The sequence below is a fragment of the Campylobacter sp. GTC17093 genome, from assembly GCF_055397635.1.
Genome location: NZ_AP038832.1, coordinates 407,048 through 422,630 on the forward strand (window position 1 = coordinate 407,048; position 15,583 = coordinate 422,630).

Annotated in this window: 18 protein-coding genes; 17 read left to right on the forward strand and 1 reads right to left on the reverse strand. The window is 31.1% G+C overall.

The genetic code is table 11. The features are described 5' to 3' along the window. The 10 genes from ACZ5VL_RS02010 to msrB all read left to right on the forward strand — a co-directional run bounded on the left by ACZ5VL_RS02010 (nucleotide 1) and on the right by msrB (nucleotide 9,698). Complete coding sequence (locus tag ACZ5VL_RS02010; protein ID WP_464199439.1) at nucleotides 1-1,059, forward strand: diguanylate cyclase domain-containing protein; 1,059 nt, start codon at nucleotides 1-3, stop codon at nucleotides 1,057-1,059. Continuing rightward, nucleotides 1,059-1,571 carry a peptide deformylase gene (def, locus tag ACZ5VL_RS02015; protein WP_464199441.1) on the forward strand — a complete coding sequence of 171 codons (513 nt, stop codon included), beginning with the start codon at nucleotides 1,059-1,061 and terminating at the stop codon, nucleotides 1,569-1,571. The genes ACZ5VL_RS02010 and def overlap by 1 nt, the downstream gene beginning before the upstream one ends. Beyond that, complete coding sequence (locus ACZ5VL_RS02020; RefSeq protein WP_464199443.1) at nucleotides 1,568-3,085, forward strand: YifB family Mg chelatase-like AAA ATPase; 1,518 nt, start codon at nucleotides 1,568-1,570, stop codon at nucleotides 3,083-3,085. Before def ends, ACZ5VL_RS02020 begins: the two co-directional genes overlap by 4 nt. Beyond that, nucleotides 3,082-4,458, forward strand: a complete 1,377-nt coding sequence (locus tag ACZ5VL_RS02025; RefSeq protein ID WP_464199445.1) for an NAD(P)H-hydrate dehydratase — start codon at nucleotides 3,082-3,084, stop codon at nucleotides 4,456-4,458. Before ACZ5VL_RS02020 ends, ACZ5VL_RS02025 begins: the two co-directional genes overlap by 4 nt. Next, nucleotides 4,449-5,024: a phosphoribosylglycinamide formyltransferase gene (purN, locus tag ACZ5VL_RS02030; protein WP_464199446.1), complete on the forward strand. Its 576-nt coding sequence runs from the start codon at nucleotides 4,449-4,451 to the stop codon at nucleotides 5,022-5,024. Before ACZ5VL_RS02025 ends, purN begins: the two co-directional genes overlap by 10 nt. A gap of 235 nt (nucleotides 5,025-5,259) precedes the next feature. Continuing rightward, nucleotides 5,260-7,365: a ribonucleoside triphosphate reductase gene (locus ACZ5VL_RS02035; protein ID WP_464199448.1), complete on the forward strand. Its 2,106-nt coding sequence runs from the start codon at nucleotides 5,260-5,262 to the stop codon at nucleotides 7,363-7,365. Between the two features lies 1 nt (nucleotide 7,366). Further along, the gene (nrdD, locus tag ACZ5VL_RS02040; RefSeq protein ID WP_464199450.1) at nucleotides 7,367-7,540 is read left to right on the forward strand and encodes an anaerobic ribonucleoside-triphosphate reductase; all 174 of its coding nucleotides are present in this window, start codon (nucleotides 7,367-7,369) and stop codon (nucleotides 7,538-7,540) included. Between the two features lie 2 nt (nucleotides 7,541-7,542). After that, the gene (locus tag ACZ5VL_RS02045) at nucleotides 7,543-8,217 is read left to right on the forward strand and encodes an anaerobic ribonucleoside-triphosphate reductase activating protein (protein WP_464199452.1); all 675 of its coding nucleotides are present in this window, start codon (nucleotides 7,543-7,545) and stop codon (nucleotides 8,215-8,217) included. Nucleotides 8,218-8,262: 45 nt separating this feature from the next. Further along, nucleotides 8,263-8,652 (forward strand): rhodanese-like domain-containing protein, encoded by a 390-nt coding sequence (locus tag ACZ5VL_RS02050; protein WP_464199454.1) that lies wholly within the window; start codon nucleotides 8,263-8,265, stop codon nucleotides 8,650-8,652. A 104-nt stretch (nucleotides 8,653-8,756) separates the two neighbouring features. Next, nucleotides 8,757-9,698 (forward strand): peptide-methionine (R)-S-oxide reductase MsrB, encoded by a 942-nt coding sequence (gene msrB, locus ACZ5VL_RS02055; protein WP_464199456.1) that lies wholly within the window; start codon nucleotides 8,757-8,759, stop codon nucleotides 9,696-9,698. Between the two features lie 25 nt (nucleotides 9,699-9,723). Here msrB and ACZ5VL_RS02060 read toward each other — a convergent pair whose 3' ends face one another. Continuing rightward, nucleotides 9,724-10,980 carry a uracil-xanthine permease family protein gene (locus ACZ5VL_RS02060; protein ID WP_464199460.1) on the reverse strand — a complete coding sequence of 419 codons (1,257 nt, stop codon included), beginning with the start codon at nucleotides 10,978-10,980 and terminating at the stop codon, nucleotides 9,724-9,726. Nucleotides 10,981-11,153: 173 nt separating this feature from the next. Between ACZ5VL_RS02060 and ACZ5VL_RS02065 the strand changes: the two genes are divergently transcribed. From ACZ5VL_RS02065 to hemE, 7 genes are all read left to right on the forward strand, one after another. Beyond that, the gene (locus ACZ5VL_RS02065; protein ID WP_464199462.1) at nucleotides 11,154-11,438 is read left to right on the forward strand and encodes a DUF362 domain-containing protein; all 285 of its coding nucleotides are present in this window, start codon (nucleotides 11,154-11,156) and stop codon (nucleotides 11,436-11,438) included. 107 nt (nucleotides 11,439-11,545) lie between these two features. Beyond that, a complete protein-coding gene (gene ndk, locus ACZ5VL_RS02070; protein WP_464199464.1) occupies nucleotides 11,546-11,959 on the forward strand; it encodes a nucleoside-diphosphate kinase in 414 nt (137 codons plus the stop codon). Nucleotides 11,960-11,966: 7 nt separating this feature from the next. After that, complete coding sequence (locus tag ACZ5VL_RS02075) at nucleotides 11,967-12,320, forward strand: DUF177 domain-containing protein (RefSeq protein ID WP_464199466.1); 354 nt, start codon at nucleotides 11,967-11,969, stop codon at nucleotides 12,318-12,320. Nucleotides 12,321-12,334: 14 nt separating this feature from the next. Next, complete coding sequence (gene rpmF, locus ACZ5VL_RS02080; RefSeq protein WP_464199468.1) at nucleotides 12,335-12,481, forward strand: 50S ribosomal protein L32; 147 nt, start codon at nucleotides 12,335-12,337, stop codon at nucleotides 12,479-12,481. Nucleotides 12,482-12,484: 3 nt separating this feature from the next. Beyond that, the gene (gene plsX / locus ACZ5VL_RS02085) at nucleotides 12,485-13,477 is read left to right on the forward strand and encodes a phosphate acyltransferase PlsX (protein WP_464199469.1); all 993 of its coding nucleotides are present in this window, start codon (nucleotides 12,485-12,487) and stop codon (nucleotides 13,475-13,477) included. 2 nt (nucleotides 13,478-13,479) lie between these two features. Next, nucleotides 13,480-14,481 carry a beta-ketoacyl-ACP synthase III gene (locus tag ACZ5VL_RS02090; protein ID WP_464199471.1) on the forward strand — a complete coding sequence of 334 codons (1,002 nt, stop codon included), beginning with the start codon at nucleotides 13,480-13,482 and terminating at the stop codon, nucleotides 14,479-14,481. A 73-nt stretch (nucleotides 14,482-14,554) separates the two neighbouring features. After that, the gene (hemE, locus tag ACZ5VL_RS02095; protein WP_464199473.1) at nucleotides 14,555-15,577 is read left to right on the forward strand and encodes a uroporphyrinogen decarboxylase; all 1,023 of its coding nucleotides are present in this window, start codon (nucleotides 14,555-14,557) and stop codon (nucleotides 15,575-15,577) included. Nucleotides 15,578-15,583 lie beyond the last annotated feature (6 nt).

Sequence of the window (15,583 nt, forward strand, 5' to 3'; positions counted from 1 at the left end):
ATGGTTAAACTAGATAGCGCAACAACACAACAAGATGATGTAGTTAGTAGCAGTTCAGATGATATTCAGTCTTTTTCAAAGAGTGTATTAAACAAACTTGTTAAAAAAAATATACCACCAACACCGGATAATTTTGAAATTTATTTTAACCAAATGTTAGATGAAAAACCAGAAAGTTTTAAAAAACAAATATCTGAGTTTTTAGAATTTGATGGCATGGATAGTGATAATGCTAGAATTAGTATGGAAAATGATATAAAACAAGTTTTTATAAAAATTAAAAGCATGCTTCAAGCAGTTGCAGTTATATATAAAAACTTTTCCATACTAAAAAATATAATCTCCAAAAAGCTTTCAGAAATAGAAACAAACACAAACCCTTTAGCAGTTAAAAACCTACTGTTAACACTTGATGATAGCATTACAAAACTTGATGTTTTACTAGAAAAACATATGAATATCCTAAAAGACGGCTATGAAGATGTTATCAAAAAACACAGAAGCCTAGAAGGCCAATCTGTATATGACTCCAAATTTGAAGTATTTAATAAAAATTATTTTATAAAAAGTATAGAAACAGAAATTACAAACATTAAAAAATATAAATTTTCTTCATCTATTTTGATGGTAAAAATTAGTGATAAAATTTTAAATAAAATTCCAAATTTAAAAGATAGAGAATCTATTGCAAGAAATGCGGGTAAAATTCTTGTTCAAACATCAAGAAGAAGTGATATTATAGCATACTGTGACAAAGAAACTTTTGGAATTTTGCTAAAACATACAAATTTAAAAAGTGCAATACAAGCATGCGACAGGATATCAAAACTGCTTTCATCAACAGTTACTTTTATAGACAATATGGAGATTAAAATACAAACTGAAATTTCGGTTTTATTGCTTGATATTAACAAAAATTCAAATGAACACATAGATATGTTGCTAGATGGCATAAAAGAATGTATTAAAGAAAATAGTCCATATTTTGTTATTCAACCAGAAAAAAATGAAATAGATGAAAATCAAGATTATGATGATATAGAACAAAAAGAAGATTAATGGTATTAGAAGTTTTAACATATCCAAATAAAATTTTATATGAAACATCCAAAGAAGTTAAAGAATTTGATAAAAAACTTACTATTTTTTTAGACGATATGTATGATACAATGGTAGCAAAAAATGGTATTGGGCTAGCCGCTATACAAGTTGGCAATCCAATTAGAGCGATTGTTATAAATTTGGCAAACAAAGATGGCGTGCAAGATAAAAATGATTTGATAGAACTCATAAATCCAGTTATCATTCACAAAGAAAATGAAACCACTTTTCAGGAAGGATGTCTTTCTGTGCCTGGATTTTATGAAGATGTAAAAAGAGCAGAAAATATAAGCGTTGAGTTTTTTGATAGACAAGGACAAAAACAAACCTTAGATGCAACAGGTCTTCTAGCTATTTGCATACAACACGAATGCGATCACTTAGATGGACATCTTTTTATAGAAAAAATCGGCTATAGAAAAAGAAAAAAATTCGAAAAAGAGTTTAAAGAAAAACAAAAATCTAAATGAAAACTTTAAAATGTGCAACTTTTTGTGGCGAATTAAAGATAGTAGATGTTGAGTCTTCGTTTGCAAAAGGATTGCCAGGTTTTGATATCGTTGGACTTGCTGATACTACAATAAAAGAAAGTGTTTTAAGGGTAAAATCTGCACTGCATTTCATAGGTTTTAATTTCCCTGCAAAAAAAATCACCATAAATCTCTCTCCATCAGATTTTAAAAAAACAGGTAGTCATTTTGACCTTAGTATCGCACTTCTTATAGTTTTACAAAATCTTGAAGATATAGAACCTATTTTTGTTTTTGGCGAACTAGGACTAGATGGATCAGTAAAAAGTACTGCAAATCTTTTTTCAATACTACTGTTTTTAAGCACTCAAACTAAAAATGCAAAAGTTCTTTTACCAAAAGATATAACAAACAAAGCCTCAATGATACCAAATTTAGAAGTTTATGCGATAACTTCACTACAAGAAGCTACCAAATTTTTTACCGACAAAGAAAATAATCAAAGTTTTAAATACACAAAAACCCATCCAATTTTTCAAAACTTTTTAGATATAAATGGACAAAAATATATCCCAAATTTTGATTTTTTACTAGATTTTAGCGATATAAAAGGACAAACCAGAGCAAAAAGAGCCTGCCTTATAGCAGCAAGTGGTATGCATAATGTTTTATTCGAAGGAAGTCCAGGATGTGGCAAAAGTATGTGTGCAAAAAGACTTAGATACATTCTGCCACCACAAAGTTTAGATGAAATTTTACTAAATTGTGCCTATAGCTCACTAAATGATGAAGAAGTTGAATTTAGTGCATTTAGGCCATTTAGAGCGCCACATCACAGCTCAACAAGAAGTTCTATATTTGGCGGCGGCTCAAATAAAGCTAAAATTGGCGAAGTTGCATTAGCAAATGGCGGAGAGTTATTTTTTGATGAGTTTCCACACTTCCCTAAACAAATTTTAGAATCCCTTAGAGAGCCCCTTGAAGATAATCAAATTCTAGTTTCAAGAGTAAATTCAAAGATAAAATACGAAACAAAATTTCTTTTTGCAGCCGCACAAAATCCTTGTGTATGCGGAAACTATCTAAGCAAAGATAAAATTTGCTCTTGCTCACCAATTGATATAAAGCGTTATAAATCACGCATATCTGGGCCACTTTTAGATAGAATTGACATCTATGTTTTAATGGATGAGATTAGTAAAAGCGATAAAAATGATATAAGTAGCAAAGAGATGTATGAGCGTGTACTCATAGCCTTTAGGCAACAAAAACTAAGAGAGCAAAAAGACTTAAACGGCAAAATTAGCGATGAAGAAATAAAAAGAGTTTGCATGTTAGAAAATGACGCAAAAGATATGCTAGATATGGCTATATCAAGATTTAAGCTATCGCATCGTGGTATAAATAAAGTTTTAAAAGTTTCAAGAACAATCGCAGATTTAAAAGAACAAGACATCATTAAAAAAGATGATATCTTAGAATCCTTAAGCTATAAAATGGTAAACGAGCTATGAAAAATATATTTTTAAAAACAAGTGATTTAGATAAAAATGCAAGCGAGAACTTAGGTATAAGTGAACTTGTTTTGATGGAAAATGCAGCATCAAAAATAGAGGAAATTATAAGAAAAAAAATAAAAAAACACTCAAAAATTTTGGCTCTTTGTGGCAGCGGAAATAACTCTGCAGATACGATTTGTACTTTAAGAAAACTAAGTGGGGATTATGAGTGTTATGCTTATTTTACTTCGCAAAATTTACATGAAATGCCACGTATTCAGTTTGAAATTGCAAAAAAAGTAGGTGTAAAAGAAACTTTAAATTTAAAAGATACGTATCACTGCATAATAGATGGAATTTACGGAGCTGGCTTTAAAGGAGAGATGAATGATAAAATTTTATCTCTTATAGAAAATATAAACCAGAAAAAAGCTTTAAAAATCGCAGTTGACATTCCAAGCGGTATAAATTTTAGTGGTCAAATTTCACGAAATGCATTTAAAGCCGATATAACGGTTTGTATGGGGGCTTTAAAAACCGCTTTGTTTTCTGATAAGGCAAAAGATTTTGTAGGCAAAATTATAGTTGCAAATTTAGGCATATGCAAAGATAAATTTGAAAAAGACAGTGATACATTTTTACTTGAAAAAAGCGATATGATCTTACCTATTAGAAAATACAAAAACACAAATAAGGGAAGTTTTGGTCATACTTATGTGATAAACGGAGATATGAGCGGTGCAAGCGAGATAGCAGCTATTAGCGCAAATGCTGTTGGAAGTGGCTTAGTAAGCGTAGTTGGAGAGATAAAACACATATCTCCTATCATTATGATAAAAAAATCTCTAAAAAATGCAAAAGTTATTGTAGTAGGATGTGGGCTTGGCAATACAGAGATAAATTTTGATGAACTAAAAGATAAGACGCTTGTAATAGATGCTGATATGTGCTATAAACCGCAAACTATCACACTTTTAAAGCAAAATCCAAATTTCATAATAACTCCTCATCCAAAAGAATTTTCTTCTCTTTTAAAGCTTGCAAATTTAGCTGAAGCTAGTACAGACGAAGTGCAAAATGATAGATTTAAATACGCTAAAATGTGGAGTGAAAACTTTGATGGCGTTCTTGTGCTAAAAGGAGCAAATACCATTATAGCTCAAAATCGAAAACTTTTTATTATGACAAAAGGTACAAATGCTTTAGCAAAAGGTGGTAGTGGTGATGTTTTAGCTGGTATTTTAGGCGGACTTCTTGCGCAAAACTACTCACTTTTAGATGCAAGTATAAGCGGGGTTTTAATGCACGCATATGCCGCAAAAAAATTTAAAAAACACTCATATTCACTTAACTCATTTGATTTAATAGAAGGATTAAAATGTCTGTAAAAAATATCGCAATATTATTTAGTGGAAATGGTTCAAATTTAGAAGCTATTTTAAACAAAGTTCATAACAAAACTTTTAATGATATAACCATAAAATGCACACTTTGTATATCAAATAAAACTGATGCTTACGGGATTATAAGGGCTAAAAAATTTGGATTAGAAACTAAAGTAATAGAAAATAAAAATTTTACCACAAGAGAAGATTTTGACAGAGCTTTGGTTAAAGAGATACAAAAACATGATATTGATTTAGTAATTTTAGCTGGTTTTATGCGTATTTTATCACCAGTTTTTACATCTTGTATAAAAGCCATAAATCTTCATCCAAGTATTTTGCCACTTTTTAAAGGTGCTCATGCTATAAAAGAAAGTTTTCAAAGTGGTATGATGGTAGGTGGAGTTAGCGTGCATATGGTTAGCGAGGAACTTGATGGCGGCAAAATCATAGCTCAAAAAACCTTTGAACGAGAAAAAAATATGAGCTTAGAAAAATGGGAAGAAAAAATTCATTCCTTAGAACATGAAATTTTACCTCAAAGCATAATAAATTTATTAACTGAATAAATGCATAAAACTTAAAAATATTTATTAATTAATTTTTTTTAAGTTTTATATAATTAAATTTTAATATTTATATATTTTAAACCATATTTTAGGTTAATATTTATATTTATAAAAAGAAATTTAAATAATAACTTTTTTATTTTATTGATAATCTATATCATTTAAATAGAATTTTTTTTAAGTAACTTTAACCTCTACAATGATATAATCCAAAATCACATTTTGAGGTTACCCAATGAAAAAAATTTTAAAAAGAGATGGCAAACAAGAACTGTTTTTATCATATAAAATAGAAGATGCCATTAAAAAAGCTTTTCAAAGCGAGAATGAAAAGTATGACAACAAAGTATTTTACGCAGTCATCGATGAAATCGCTTCAAAAGAAATAACAGCTGTTGAAGATATACAAGACTTAATAGAACAAAAACTATTTGAATGCAAACATTTTAATGTGTTAAAAAGCTTTATGTTATATCGCCATACGCATAAATTGCAAAGAGAGCAAATTTTAGGACTAAGCGAAGACACAACATACATTAACTCAACTCAAACCATAAACGAATATATAGGAAAACATGACTGGAGAATTTTAGCAAATTCAAATGCAAGTTACTCTAATGCCGGCCTTATTAATAACACAGCAGGAAAAGTTATAGCAAATTACTGGCTTGATAGCGTTTATAGTAAAGAAGAGGGTTTGGCGCATAGAAATGGGGATTACCATATCCATGATTTAGACTGTCTTACTGGATATTGCGCTGGATGGAGCTTAAGAGCACTGCTAAATGAAGGATTTAATGGTGTCAGAGGCAGAGTTGAAAGCAGAGCCCCACATCACTTCAGAGAAGCCCTTTATCAAATGGCAAATTTTCTTGGAATTCTCCAAAGTGAATGGGCTGGCGCACAAGCATTTTCTAGTTTTGATACATACCTTGCACCTTATGTGTTTAGGGATAATTTAACAGATAGAGAAATCAAAAAAGCAATAACAAGCTTTGTTTTTAATCTAAATGTACCTGCGCGCTGGGGACAAAGTCCATTTACCAATGTTACTATAGATTTAACTTGTCCAGCCGATCTAAAAGATCAAATTCCAACAAGCGAAAATAAACATTTGCTCAATGGGCTAAATGACGAAGCTCTTCTTAAAAAAGCAAAAGAACGTGGTAGAGAAAAGCTTATAGATATGACTTATGGTGATTTTCAACCTGAGATGGATCGTATAAACATCGCATTTTATGAGGTCTTGACAAAAGGCGATAAATGCTCACAGCCATTTACTTTTCCTATACCAACTGTAAATTTAACAGAAGATTTTGACTGGAATAGTCCAGTTGCAGAAGTTTTATTTGAAAACACAGCCAAAATGGGTTCAAGTTATTTCCAAAATTTTATAGGAAGTCAGTATACAACGGATGAAAATGGCAACAAAATAGAAAACAAAAAGGCATATAAACCAGGTGCTGTTCGCTCAATGTGTTGCCGCCTTCAGCTTGATTTAAGAGAGCTCTTAAAAAGAGGTGGTGGTCTTTTTGGCTCAGCTGAAATGACAGGCTCAATTGGTGTTGTAACTATAAATTTAGCGCGCCTTGGCTATCTTTATAAAAATGATAAAATAGCGCTTTATCAAAACCTCGATAAACTTTTAGAACTTGCAAAAAGTACTCTTGAAAAAAAGCGTAAATTTGTAAAAGAGATGTATGATAGAGGTCTTTATCCATATACCGCAAGATACCTCAAAAATTTCAATAATCATTTTAGTACAATTGGAATAAATGGCGCAAATGAAATGATAAGAAACTTTACAGATGATAAAGAAAATATAACAACTAAATTCGGAATGAACTTTGCGCTTGAACTCATAGAATACCTAAGAGAGAAAATACGTTTTTTCCAAGAAAGCACAGGAAACCTTTATAATCTTGAGGCAACACCAGCAGAAGGAACAACATACCGCTTTGCAAAAGAGGACAAAAAAAGATACCCAGATATCATACAAGCAGGATCTAATGAAAATGTTTATTATACAAACTCAACACAACTTCCTGCGTATTTTGGAGATGATCCATTTGAAGCACTTAATTTACAAGATGAGCTCCAATCAAGCTATACTGGCGGAACCGTATTTCACTTATATATGAAAGAAAAGATTAGCTCTGCTGATGCTTGTAAAATGCTTGTAAAAAATATAGTTACAAATTATAAACTTCCATACATAACTATAACACCGATATTTAGTGTTTGTCATAAGCACGGATACATTTCTGGTGAATACGAATACTGTCCATATTGCGATGCAGAGCTTTTAATGGAACAAAAACAAAATCAAAAGGGAGCATAAAATGGAAAATTTTCCAAAAGAACTACAATCAAAAAGAACAAAATGCGTTGTTTATACAAGAGTTATGGGCTATTTAAGACCAGTGGAGAGCTTTAACTTAGGAAAAAAAGGCGAACATAAAGAGCGTGTTCAATTCGTAGAAAAATGCCATAACAAAGATCAAAAAATAGCTTAAACATGGGGCAAATTTACGATATTACCCCATTTACCATGACAGATTATCAAGGCGAGCTTTCTTGTATAGTTTGGTTTAGTGGGTGTAATATGCGTTGTGTTTATTGTTATAATATAGATGCAGTTTTAAATCATGGCAATATAACAAACGAGCAACTTTTAGAGTTTTTACAACAAAGAGTTGGTAAGTTAAGCGGGGTTGTATTTAGTGGTGGAGAATGTACACTTTCGGAAGATTTTTTAAACCTTGCAAGAAATGTTAAAAGTCTTGGCTATAAACTCAAGGTTGATACAAATGGAACAAATCCAGATATCATAAAACAAGCAATAGAAGAAAACCTTATAGACTATATAGCATTAGATTTTAAAGCTTACAATGATAAATTTATCAAAATAACAAAATCCAACTTATACTCCAAATTTGAACAAACTTTACAATACTTAATAAATATAAACTTTAAATTTGAAGTTAGAACAACTGTACATAGTGAGTTTTTAAATGAAGATGATATTTCTCAAATGGCACAGTATCTTGAAAAATTAGGATATAAAAATAACTATTATTTACAAAACTTTTTACAAACAAATCATAATTTTACAATGATTTCATCGCAAAAAAAGATTATTAATGACAAGCTGATAAATACAAAATTAAATGTAAAATTGCGAAATTTTTAACAAAATTTAGAATATAATTCCACAAATCAACCTTAGGAGGAAACCATGAAAAGGATTTTAATGTTTTTATGTGGGCTTGCAATAGCTTTAAACGCACAAATAAAGCAAAAAGATGTTGATCCATCTGTCATAAGAGAGGATATGCAAATTATTGATGTAAGGACTCCAGCAGAATGGAAAGAGACTGGTACAATAAAAAATGCATATAAAGTTTCTTTTACAAAAGATGATAAAAAAACACCAAATCCAAACTTTTTTAAAGAAGTTAAAGCAACTAAAATTGATTTAAACAAACCGGTTTATGTAATCTGTAAAAGTGGTAAAAGAGGTGAAAAAGCTGCTGAGGCTTTAGAGAAAAACGGAGTAAAAGATGTCACAAATTTAAAAGGTGGCATGGATAAACTTATAGCAGATGGCTATAAAACAGAAAAATAACCAAACAAAATTAGAACATAGTTATAACACTATGTTCTACACAACTCATCTACCATAAATCCACATAATTATAATTTTTATTTATTATTAAATTAGGAGAAAATATGCAAAACCAAAAAGATATATATCTTGCAGGAGGATGCTTTTGGGGAGTTGAAGGATATTTTAAAAAAATACCAGGCGTTTTACAAACTGATGTTGGTTATGCAAACGGTAAAACAGCAAATACTTCTTACAAAGAGTTACCTCAAAGCGACCATGCAGAAACTCTCAAAATAAAATTTGATGAAAATATCGTAAGCTTTACTGAAATTTTAGCTCATTATTTTAGAATAATAGATCCAACATCCATAAACAAACAAGGAAATGATATTGGCAGACAGTATAGGACAGGAATTTACTACACTGATGAAAGCATGAAAAAAGATATAATAGACTTTATAAATCAAGAACAAAGCAAATACCGACAAAAAATAACAGTAGAAGTAGATGTACTTAAAAACTTCATTCTAGCAGAGGATTATCATCAAGATTATTTAGATAAAAATCCTGAGGGCTACTGCCATATAGACTTGAGTTTAGCCACAAAGCCACTTTATCATGATAAATTTAAAAAGCCAAACGAAAACGAAATTAAAACCTCACTAAACGAGTTACAATACAATGTAACCCAATATAAAGCAACAGAGGCTCCTTTTAGTTCTAAATTTGATAAATTTAATCAAAAGGGTGTATATGTAGATGTAGTAACCAAACAACCACTTTTTAGCTCAAGCGATAAATTTGATGCTGGATGTGGATGGCCAAGTTTTTCAAAACCTATAACAACAGATGCTATAAAATATAATGAAGACACAAGTTGTGGAATGCAAAGAATGGAAGTTAGTTCCAAATTAGGAGACTCTCATCTCGGGCATGTTTTTGATGACGGTATAAAAGAAAAAGGTGGTTTAAGATATTGTATAAATGGCGCTAGTTTAGAGTTTATTCCTCTTGAAAAAATGAAAGAAATGGGATATGAAGATTATATATTGTATGTGAAGTAAATTTGCGCTTTATGGCGCAAATTTACTACTCCTCGCTTTTTTTATGAGGCAAAACTAAATTTAAAAATACGCCAACAATAGCTCCAAGACCTATTTGAGAAAAACTTGCAAAACCTAAATCAAGCACCATTCCACCAAGCGCAGGCACCAATATAAGAGCTATGATTATCATATTTCTAGGACTATCCATATCAACTCTATTTTTTATAAGACTCTCTATGCCAACACTTGCTATAATTCCAAAAAGAAGTATCATAATTCCACCTAAAACGCAAGCAGGAACACTAGATATAAGTGCCCCAAGTTTTCCAACAAAAGCAAGCATTATAGCAACTATAGCAGACCAAGTCATGATAGCCGGATTAAACGCTCTTGTTAAACGCACAGCTCCAGTTACTTCAGCATAAGTTGTACAAGGTGGACCAGCAAGAAGCGCTGCTACGCTAGTTGCTATACCATCTCCAAGAAGAGTTTTTTCAAGACCTGGATTTTTTATAAAGTCATCTTTTGTAACATTGCTAATGGCAATAACATTGCCAATATGTTCAATTATGGGAGCTATTATAACAGGTATCATGTATAAAATTGCATCCATTTGAAAAGTTGGGAAAGTAAAATTTGGAATACTAAACCATGGTGTATTTTTTACCACAGAAAAGTCTACAATTCCATAAAAAATAGACATCGCGTAACCTGCAGCTATACCACATAAAATAGGTATCAACTTAAGCATACCTTTTGCAAATGCTATGCAAAGCAAAGTTATAAAAAGTGAAACTCCAGCTATTATCATCGCCTCATTTGTAGTAAAATTTGGATTTAATGCTTGATATGCTTTTAATGCATCGCCTGTTGGGATTGCCATATTTACAGCAGATGGACTAAGAACAAGACCTATTGTCATTATAACAGGACCAACAACAATTGGCGGCAAAATCTTTTCTACAAATTTAAATCCTTTATATTTAACCACGAAACTAAATGCACTATATGCTATACCTGCTACAAAAACAGCTCCCATAGTCGCACTTAATCCCCATTTTGATATACCAAAATTAATTGGAGCAATAAAAGCAAAACTTGAGGCTAAAAAAATTGGTACTATTTTTTTTCTGCAAACAAATTGAAATATAAGCGTTCCTATGCCTGCTGTAAAAAGAGCAATGCTTGTATCAAGACCTGTGAGTATAGGCATCAAAACAAGAGCACCAAATGCAACAAATAAAAATTGTGCTCCCAAAAGTAAGTCTCTTAACCTAAAATTATATTTAGTGGAATTCATTGTATTTTTTCCTTGGAGATTAAAATAAAAATCTGCTAATTTTATCCAGTTTATCTGTAATTTTACTTATAAATTTTCATATGTATAAAATTTATAACTATTTTATATTATTTATGCCAAATTCAATATATTTTTGGTATAGTATCTAGCTATTAATTTATAAGGAGCAAAAAATGTCTGTAAAAATTACTGATATATGTATATCATGCGGTTCTTGCATAGATGAGTGTCCAGTTGAAGCTATAGTTGACGATAGCGATAACCCAAAAGGTGAGGATATTTACTATGTATATCCAAATAAATGCGTAGAATGCGTAGGGCACAATGATCAACCTGCATGTGCATCAGCATGTCCAACTGATGGCTGTATAGTTTGGGATGCACCAGTTGATGGTCAACCAAGCAGAAGTGAAATAACAGCAGATATGAGATATGGTTCTACACCAGTAGTTCAATAATTTTTTATATAAAAGTAGGCGTAAATTGAGCCTACTTTTATTTTTTACTTTTTTTTGATATAATCTTTCCCCTAAATTATTTTTTATTATAAGTTAAAAGGATAAACATGCAAAGAACACTTTCTATTATAAAACCAGATGCCGTTAAAAAGGGTGTTATAGGAAAAATTATTGATAGATTTGAGAGCAATGGCTTAAAGATTGCAGCAGCAAAAAAACTTAAACTTAGCAAAGAAGATGCTAAAAATTTTTATATAGTTCATAAAGATAGACCATTTTATAATGATTTGGTTGAATTTATGACAAGTGGTCCTGTTGTTGTTATGATTTTAGAAGGCGAAGATGCTGTTGTTAAAAACAGAGAATTAATGGGAGCAACTGATCCTAAAAAAGCAGAAAAAGGAACAATTAGAGCTGATTTTGCAGATAGCATTGATGCAAATGCAGTTCATGGAAGCGATAGCTTAGAAAATGCGGCTATTGAAATTTCATTTTTCTTTTCAAATAGAGAGATTTGCTAATTAGATAATGAAAATTCCATTTTCTACTATAAATAAAAATATATGTCCGTTTGATTTTAAAAAAAATAATGTAGAATTAAAAGGAACCTTAAAAAAAATTGATATAAACCTAGCTCAATGTGATGCTCATATAAAAGGTGAATTACCATATGTTTGTAGTAGATGTGGTGATGATATGGTTATTATGATGGACTATGATTTAAATTTGATTTTAAGTGATGGATTTTATAAAGATAAAGAAGGAAAACTTGATGATGTTATTGAGTTTTTTGATGGAAATGTAGATTTAGATGAGATAATTACTAGTGAAATAGAGTCGTATAAAAGCGATTGTTTTTATTGTGAAAAATGTAAAATTTAGTAAAGGAGTTAAAAATGGCAGTACCTAAAAGAAGAGTGAGTAAAACTCGCGCAGCAAAACGCAGAACTCACTATAAGGTAAATCTTCCAATTCCCGTTAAAGATAAAGACGGTAGCTGGAAAATACCACACAGAGTAAACAAAACTACAGGCGAGTATTAATAGATGATTCGCGTTGCTATCGATGCTATGGGTGGTGATTTTGGATGCGAACCAATTGTAAAAGGTGTCTTACAAGCTTTGGAAGAAAAAAGTTTTAAGGCCATCTTGGTTGGAAATGTAGAAGAAATTAAAAAAAGCATACCAAATCATCTTTCCGATAGTATTAGCTATGTACAGGCTGATAAAACTTTTTCTATGGCAGAACATGCAACAGATGCCATAAAAAATAAAGAAACATCTGTATATAAAGCAATAGAACTTCTTAAAAATGGCGAATGTGATGCTGTTGTTTCAGCTGGTCATAGCGGGGCAACAATGAGCTTAGCTACTCTAAAAATAGGAAGATTAAAAAATGTCCTTAGACCTGGCATCGCTACACTTATGCCAAATCAAAATAATAAAAAAACACTTATGCTTGATGTTGGTGCAAATGTTGATTGCAAGGCAGAACATCTTTTTCAGTTTGGTGTAATGGGTGAAGCTTACGCAAGAGAGATTCTAGGCATAACAAACCCAAGTATTGGGCTTTTAAGCAATGGTGAAGAAGAAGGCAAAGGAAACGATGTAACCAAAGAAGCTTTTGTTCTTTTAAAAAGGCTTGATTCTTTTATTGGGAATGTTGAAGGTGGACAAATTTTTGATGGAAGCGTAGATGTTATCATATGTGATGGATTCATTGGGAATTTAGTTCTTAAGACTAGTGAGGGCATTGCTAGTGCTATGATAAAAATGATTAAACAAAATATTAAAAAGTCTTTTGTGTCGGTATTGGGCGCACTTTTAATGAAAAAAGTATTTAAAAATGTAAAAAGGTTAGTTGACTATGACGAATATGGCGGAGCACCTTTAATTGGTGTAAAAAATTGTGTTATTATAAGCCATGGAAAAAGTAGTCCAAAAGCTATAAAAAACGCTATATTCCAAGCGATTAAATTTTCTGATTCTAAAATAAATAGCAGCATAGAAAATGAACTCGCAACATTTATAAAACAATAATTATGATAAAAGCCTCAATGATATCGATAGGGGCTTATGTCCCTAAAAAAATTCTAACAAATTTCGATCTTGAAAAAATGGTTGAAACAACTGACGAATGGATTACCAAAAGAACAGGCATAAAAGAACGTAGAATAGCAGAGGGTCTATCGACATCAGACCTAGGATATGAAGCTGCAATGATAGCTATAAATCGCTCTGGTTTAAATACAAAAGATATAGATATGATAATATGCGCTACATTTACACCAGATTATCTATGTATGCCTTCAACTGCTTGCGTAATAGCTTCAAAACTTGGATTAAAAAATATTCCTGCTTTTGATATAAGTGCTGCGTGTTCTGGTTTTATATATCTACTAAATATCGCAAAATCTTTTATAGAAAGCAGATCTGCAAAAAATATCTTGATAATTGGCGCTGAAAAAATTAGCTCTTTTATTGACTGGAGCGATAGAACAACTTGCATATTGTTTGGAGATGGAGCAGGAGCTGCCGTGATATCAGCTAGAAATACTAATGAAATAGTTGATGTTCATTTAGGAAGCGACGGCAGTAAAAATGAGCTCCTAATAATTCCTGGGTGTGGAAGCAAAAACCCAACAAGCACAAATGTTATAGAAAATAAATTAAATTTCATTCATATGAAAGGTAATGAGGTTTTTAAAATAGCCGTAAATACACTTACAAAAGATGTTATTAAAATTTTAGAAAAAAATAATATAACAAGCAAAGATATTGATTTTTTCATACCTCATCAAGCAAATTTACGCATAATTCATGCTGCCACAGAAAGACTAAATTTAGGAGATGATAAAAGTGTTATAACTGTCCATAAATACGGCAATACAAGCGCAGCATCTATTCCTATGGCCATTAACGATGCTTATGAATCTGGTAGAATACAAAATGGAAACTTACTACTCTTAGATGCATTTGGTGGCGGCTTTACATGGGGAAGCGCACTTTTAAAATTTGGCGGCAAAAACTTTAACGAGCTTTAATTTATACAAATTTCCAAATATTTAAACATTAAATTTATCAAAAACAAGTATAATAAAAACAAAAAGGTAATTCATGATTTTTATTGATGCGTGTTTTAAAAAACAAACGCCATATACTCCAGTTTGGATGATGAGACAGGCTGGTAGATATCTACCTGAATATATGAGGGTTAGAAAAGAAGCTGGTGATTTTTTATCACTATGCAAAGATTATAAAAAAGCAAGTGAAGTTACTTTACAACCCGTTGATATACTAAATGTTGATGCTGCTATTATATTTAGTGATATTTTGGTTGTTCCTCTTGAAATGGGTATGAGCTTAAGTTTCCAAGCTGGAGAAGGTCCTGTTTTTGAAAAAAAAATACAAAATAAAGAAGATTTGAATAATCTAGATATAAATAAAGCATTAAAAAATCTAACTTATGTTTACGATGCCATCAAATTAACAAGAGATAATCTTTCTCAAGATAAAGCTCTTATAGGATTTTGTGGAGCGCCTTGGACTATAGCAACCTATATGATAGAAGGACAAGGTAGTAAAACATACAATATATGTAAAAAACTTCTATATACAAATCCAGAGTTTTTACATCAAATTTTATCAAAATTAACACAGATACTAAAATTATACCTAGAAGAGCAAATAAAAGCTGGTGCCAATGCAGTGCAAATTTTTGATAGTTGGGCAAGCGTACTTGAGATGGATGAATATTTTGAATTTGGCTTTAACTATATAAACGAAATAACAAATTACATAAAACAAAAATATCCACATATTGCAGTTATTGTTTTTCCAAAAGGTATAAGCGGCTACTTGCACAAAGTTAGTGGAAATTTTGATGTTTTTAGCGTTGATTGGAGCACTCCATTAAAAAGTGCTAGAGATATTTTGTCTTCTAAATTTACACTCCAAGGCAATATGGAGCCATGTAGACTTTACAGCAAAGAAGCTATATCAAAAGGTGTTGATGAGATTTTATCCATTATGAATAACAAACCTCATATCTTTAACCTTGGACATGGAATTTTGCCAGATATTCCTGTAGAGAATGCAAAATATTTTATAGATGAAGTTCACAAAAAATCTCAAAGATAAAGGAAA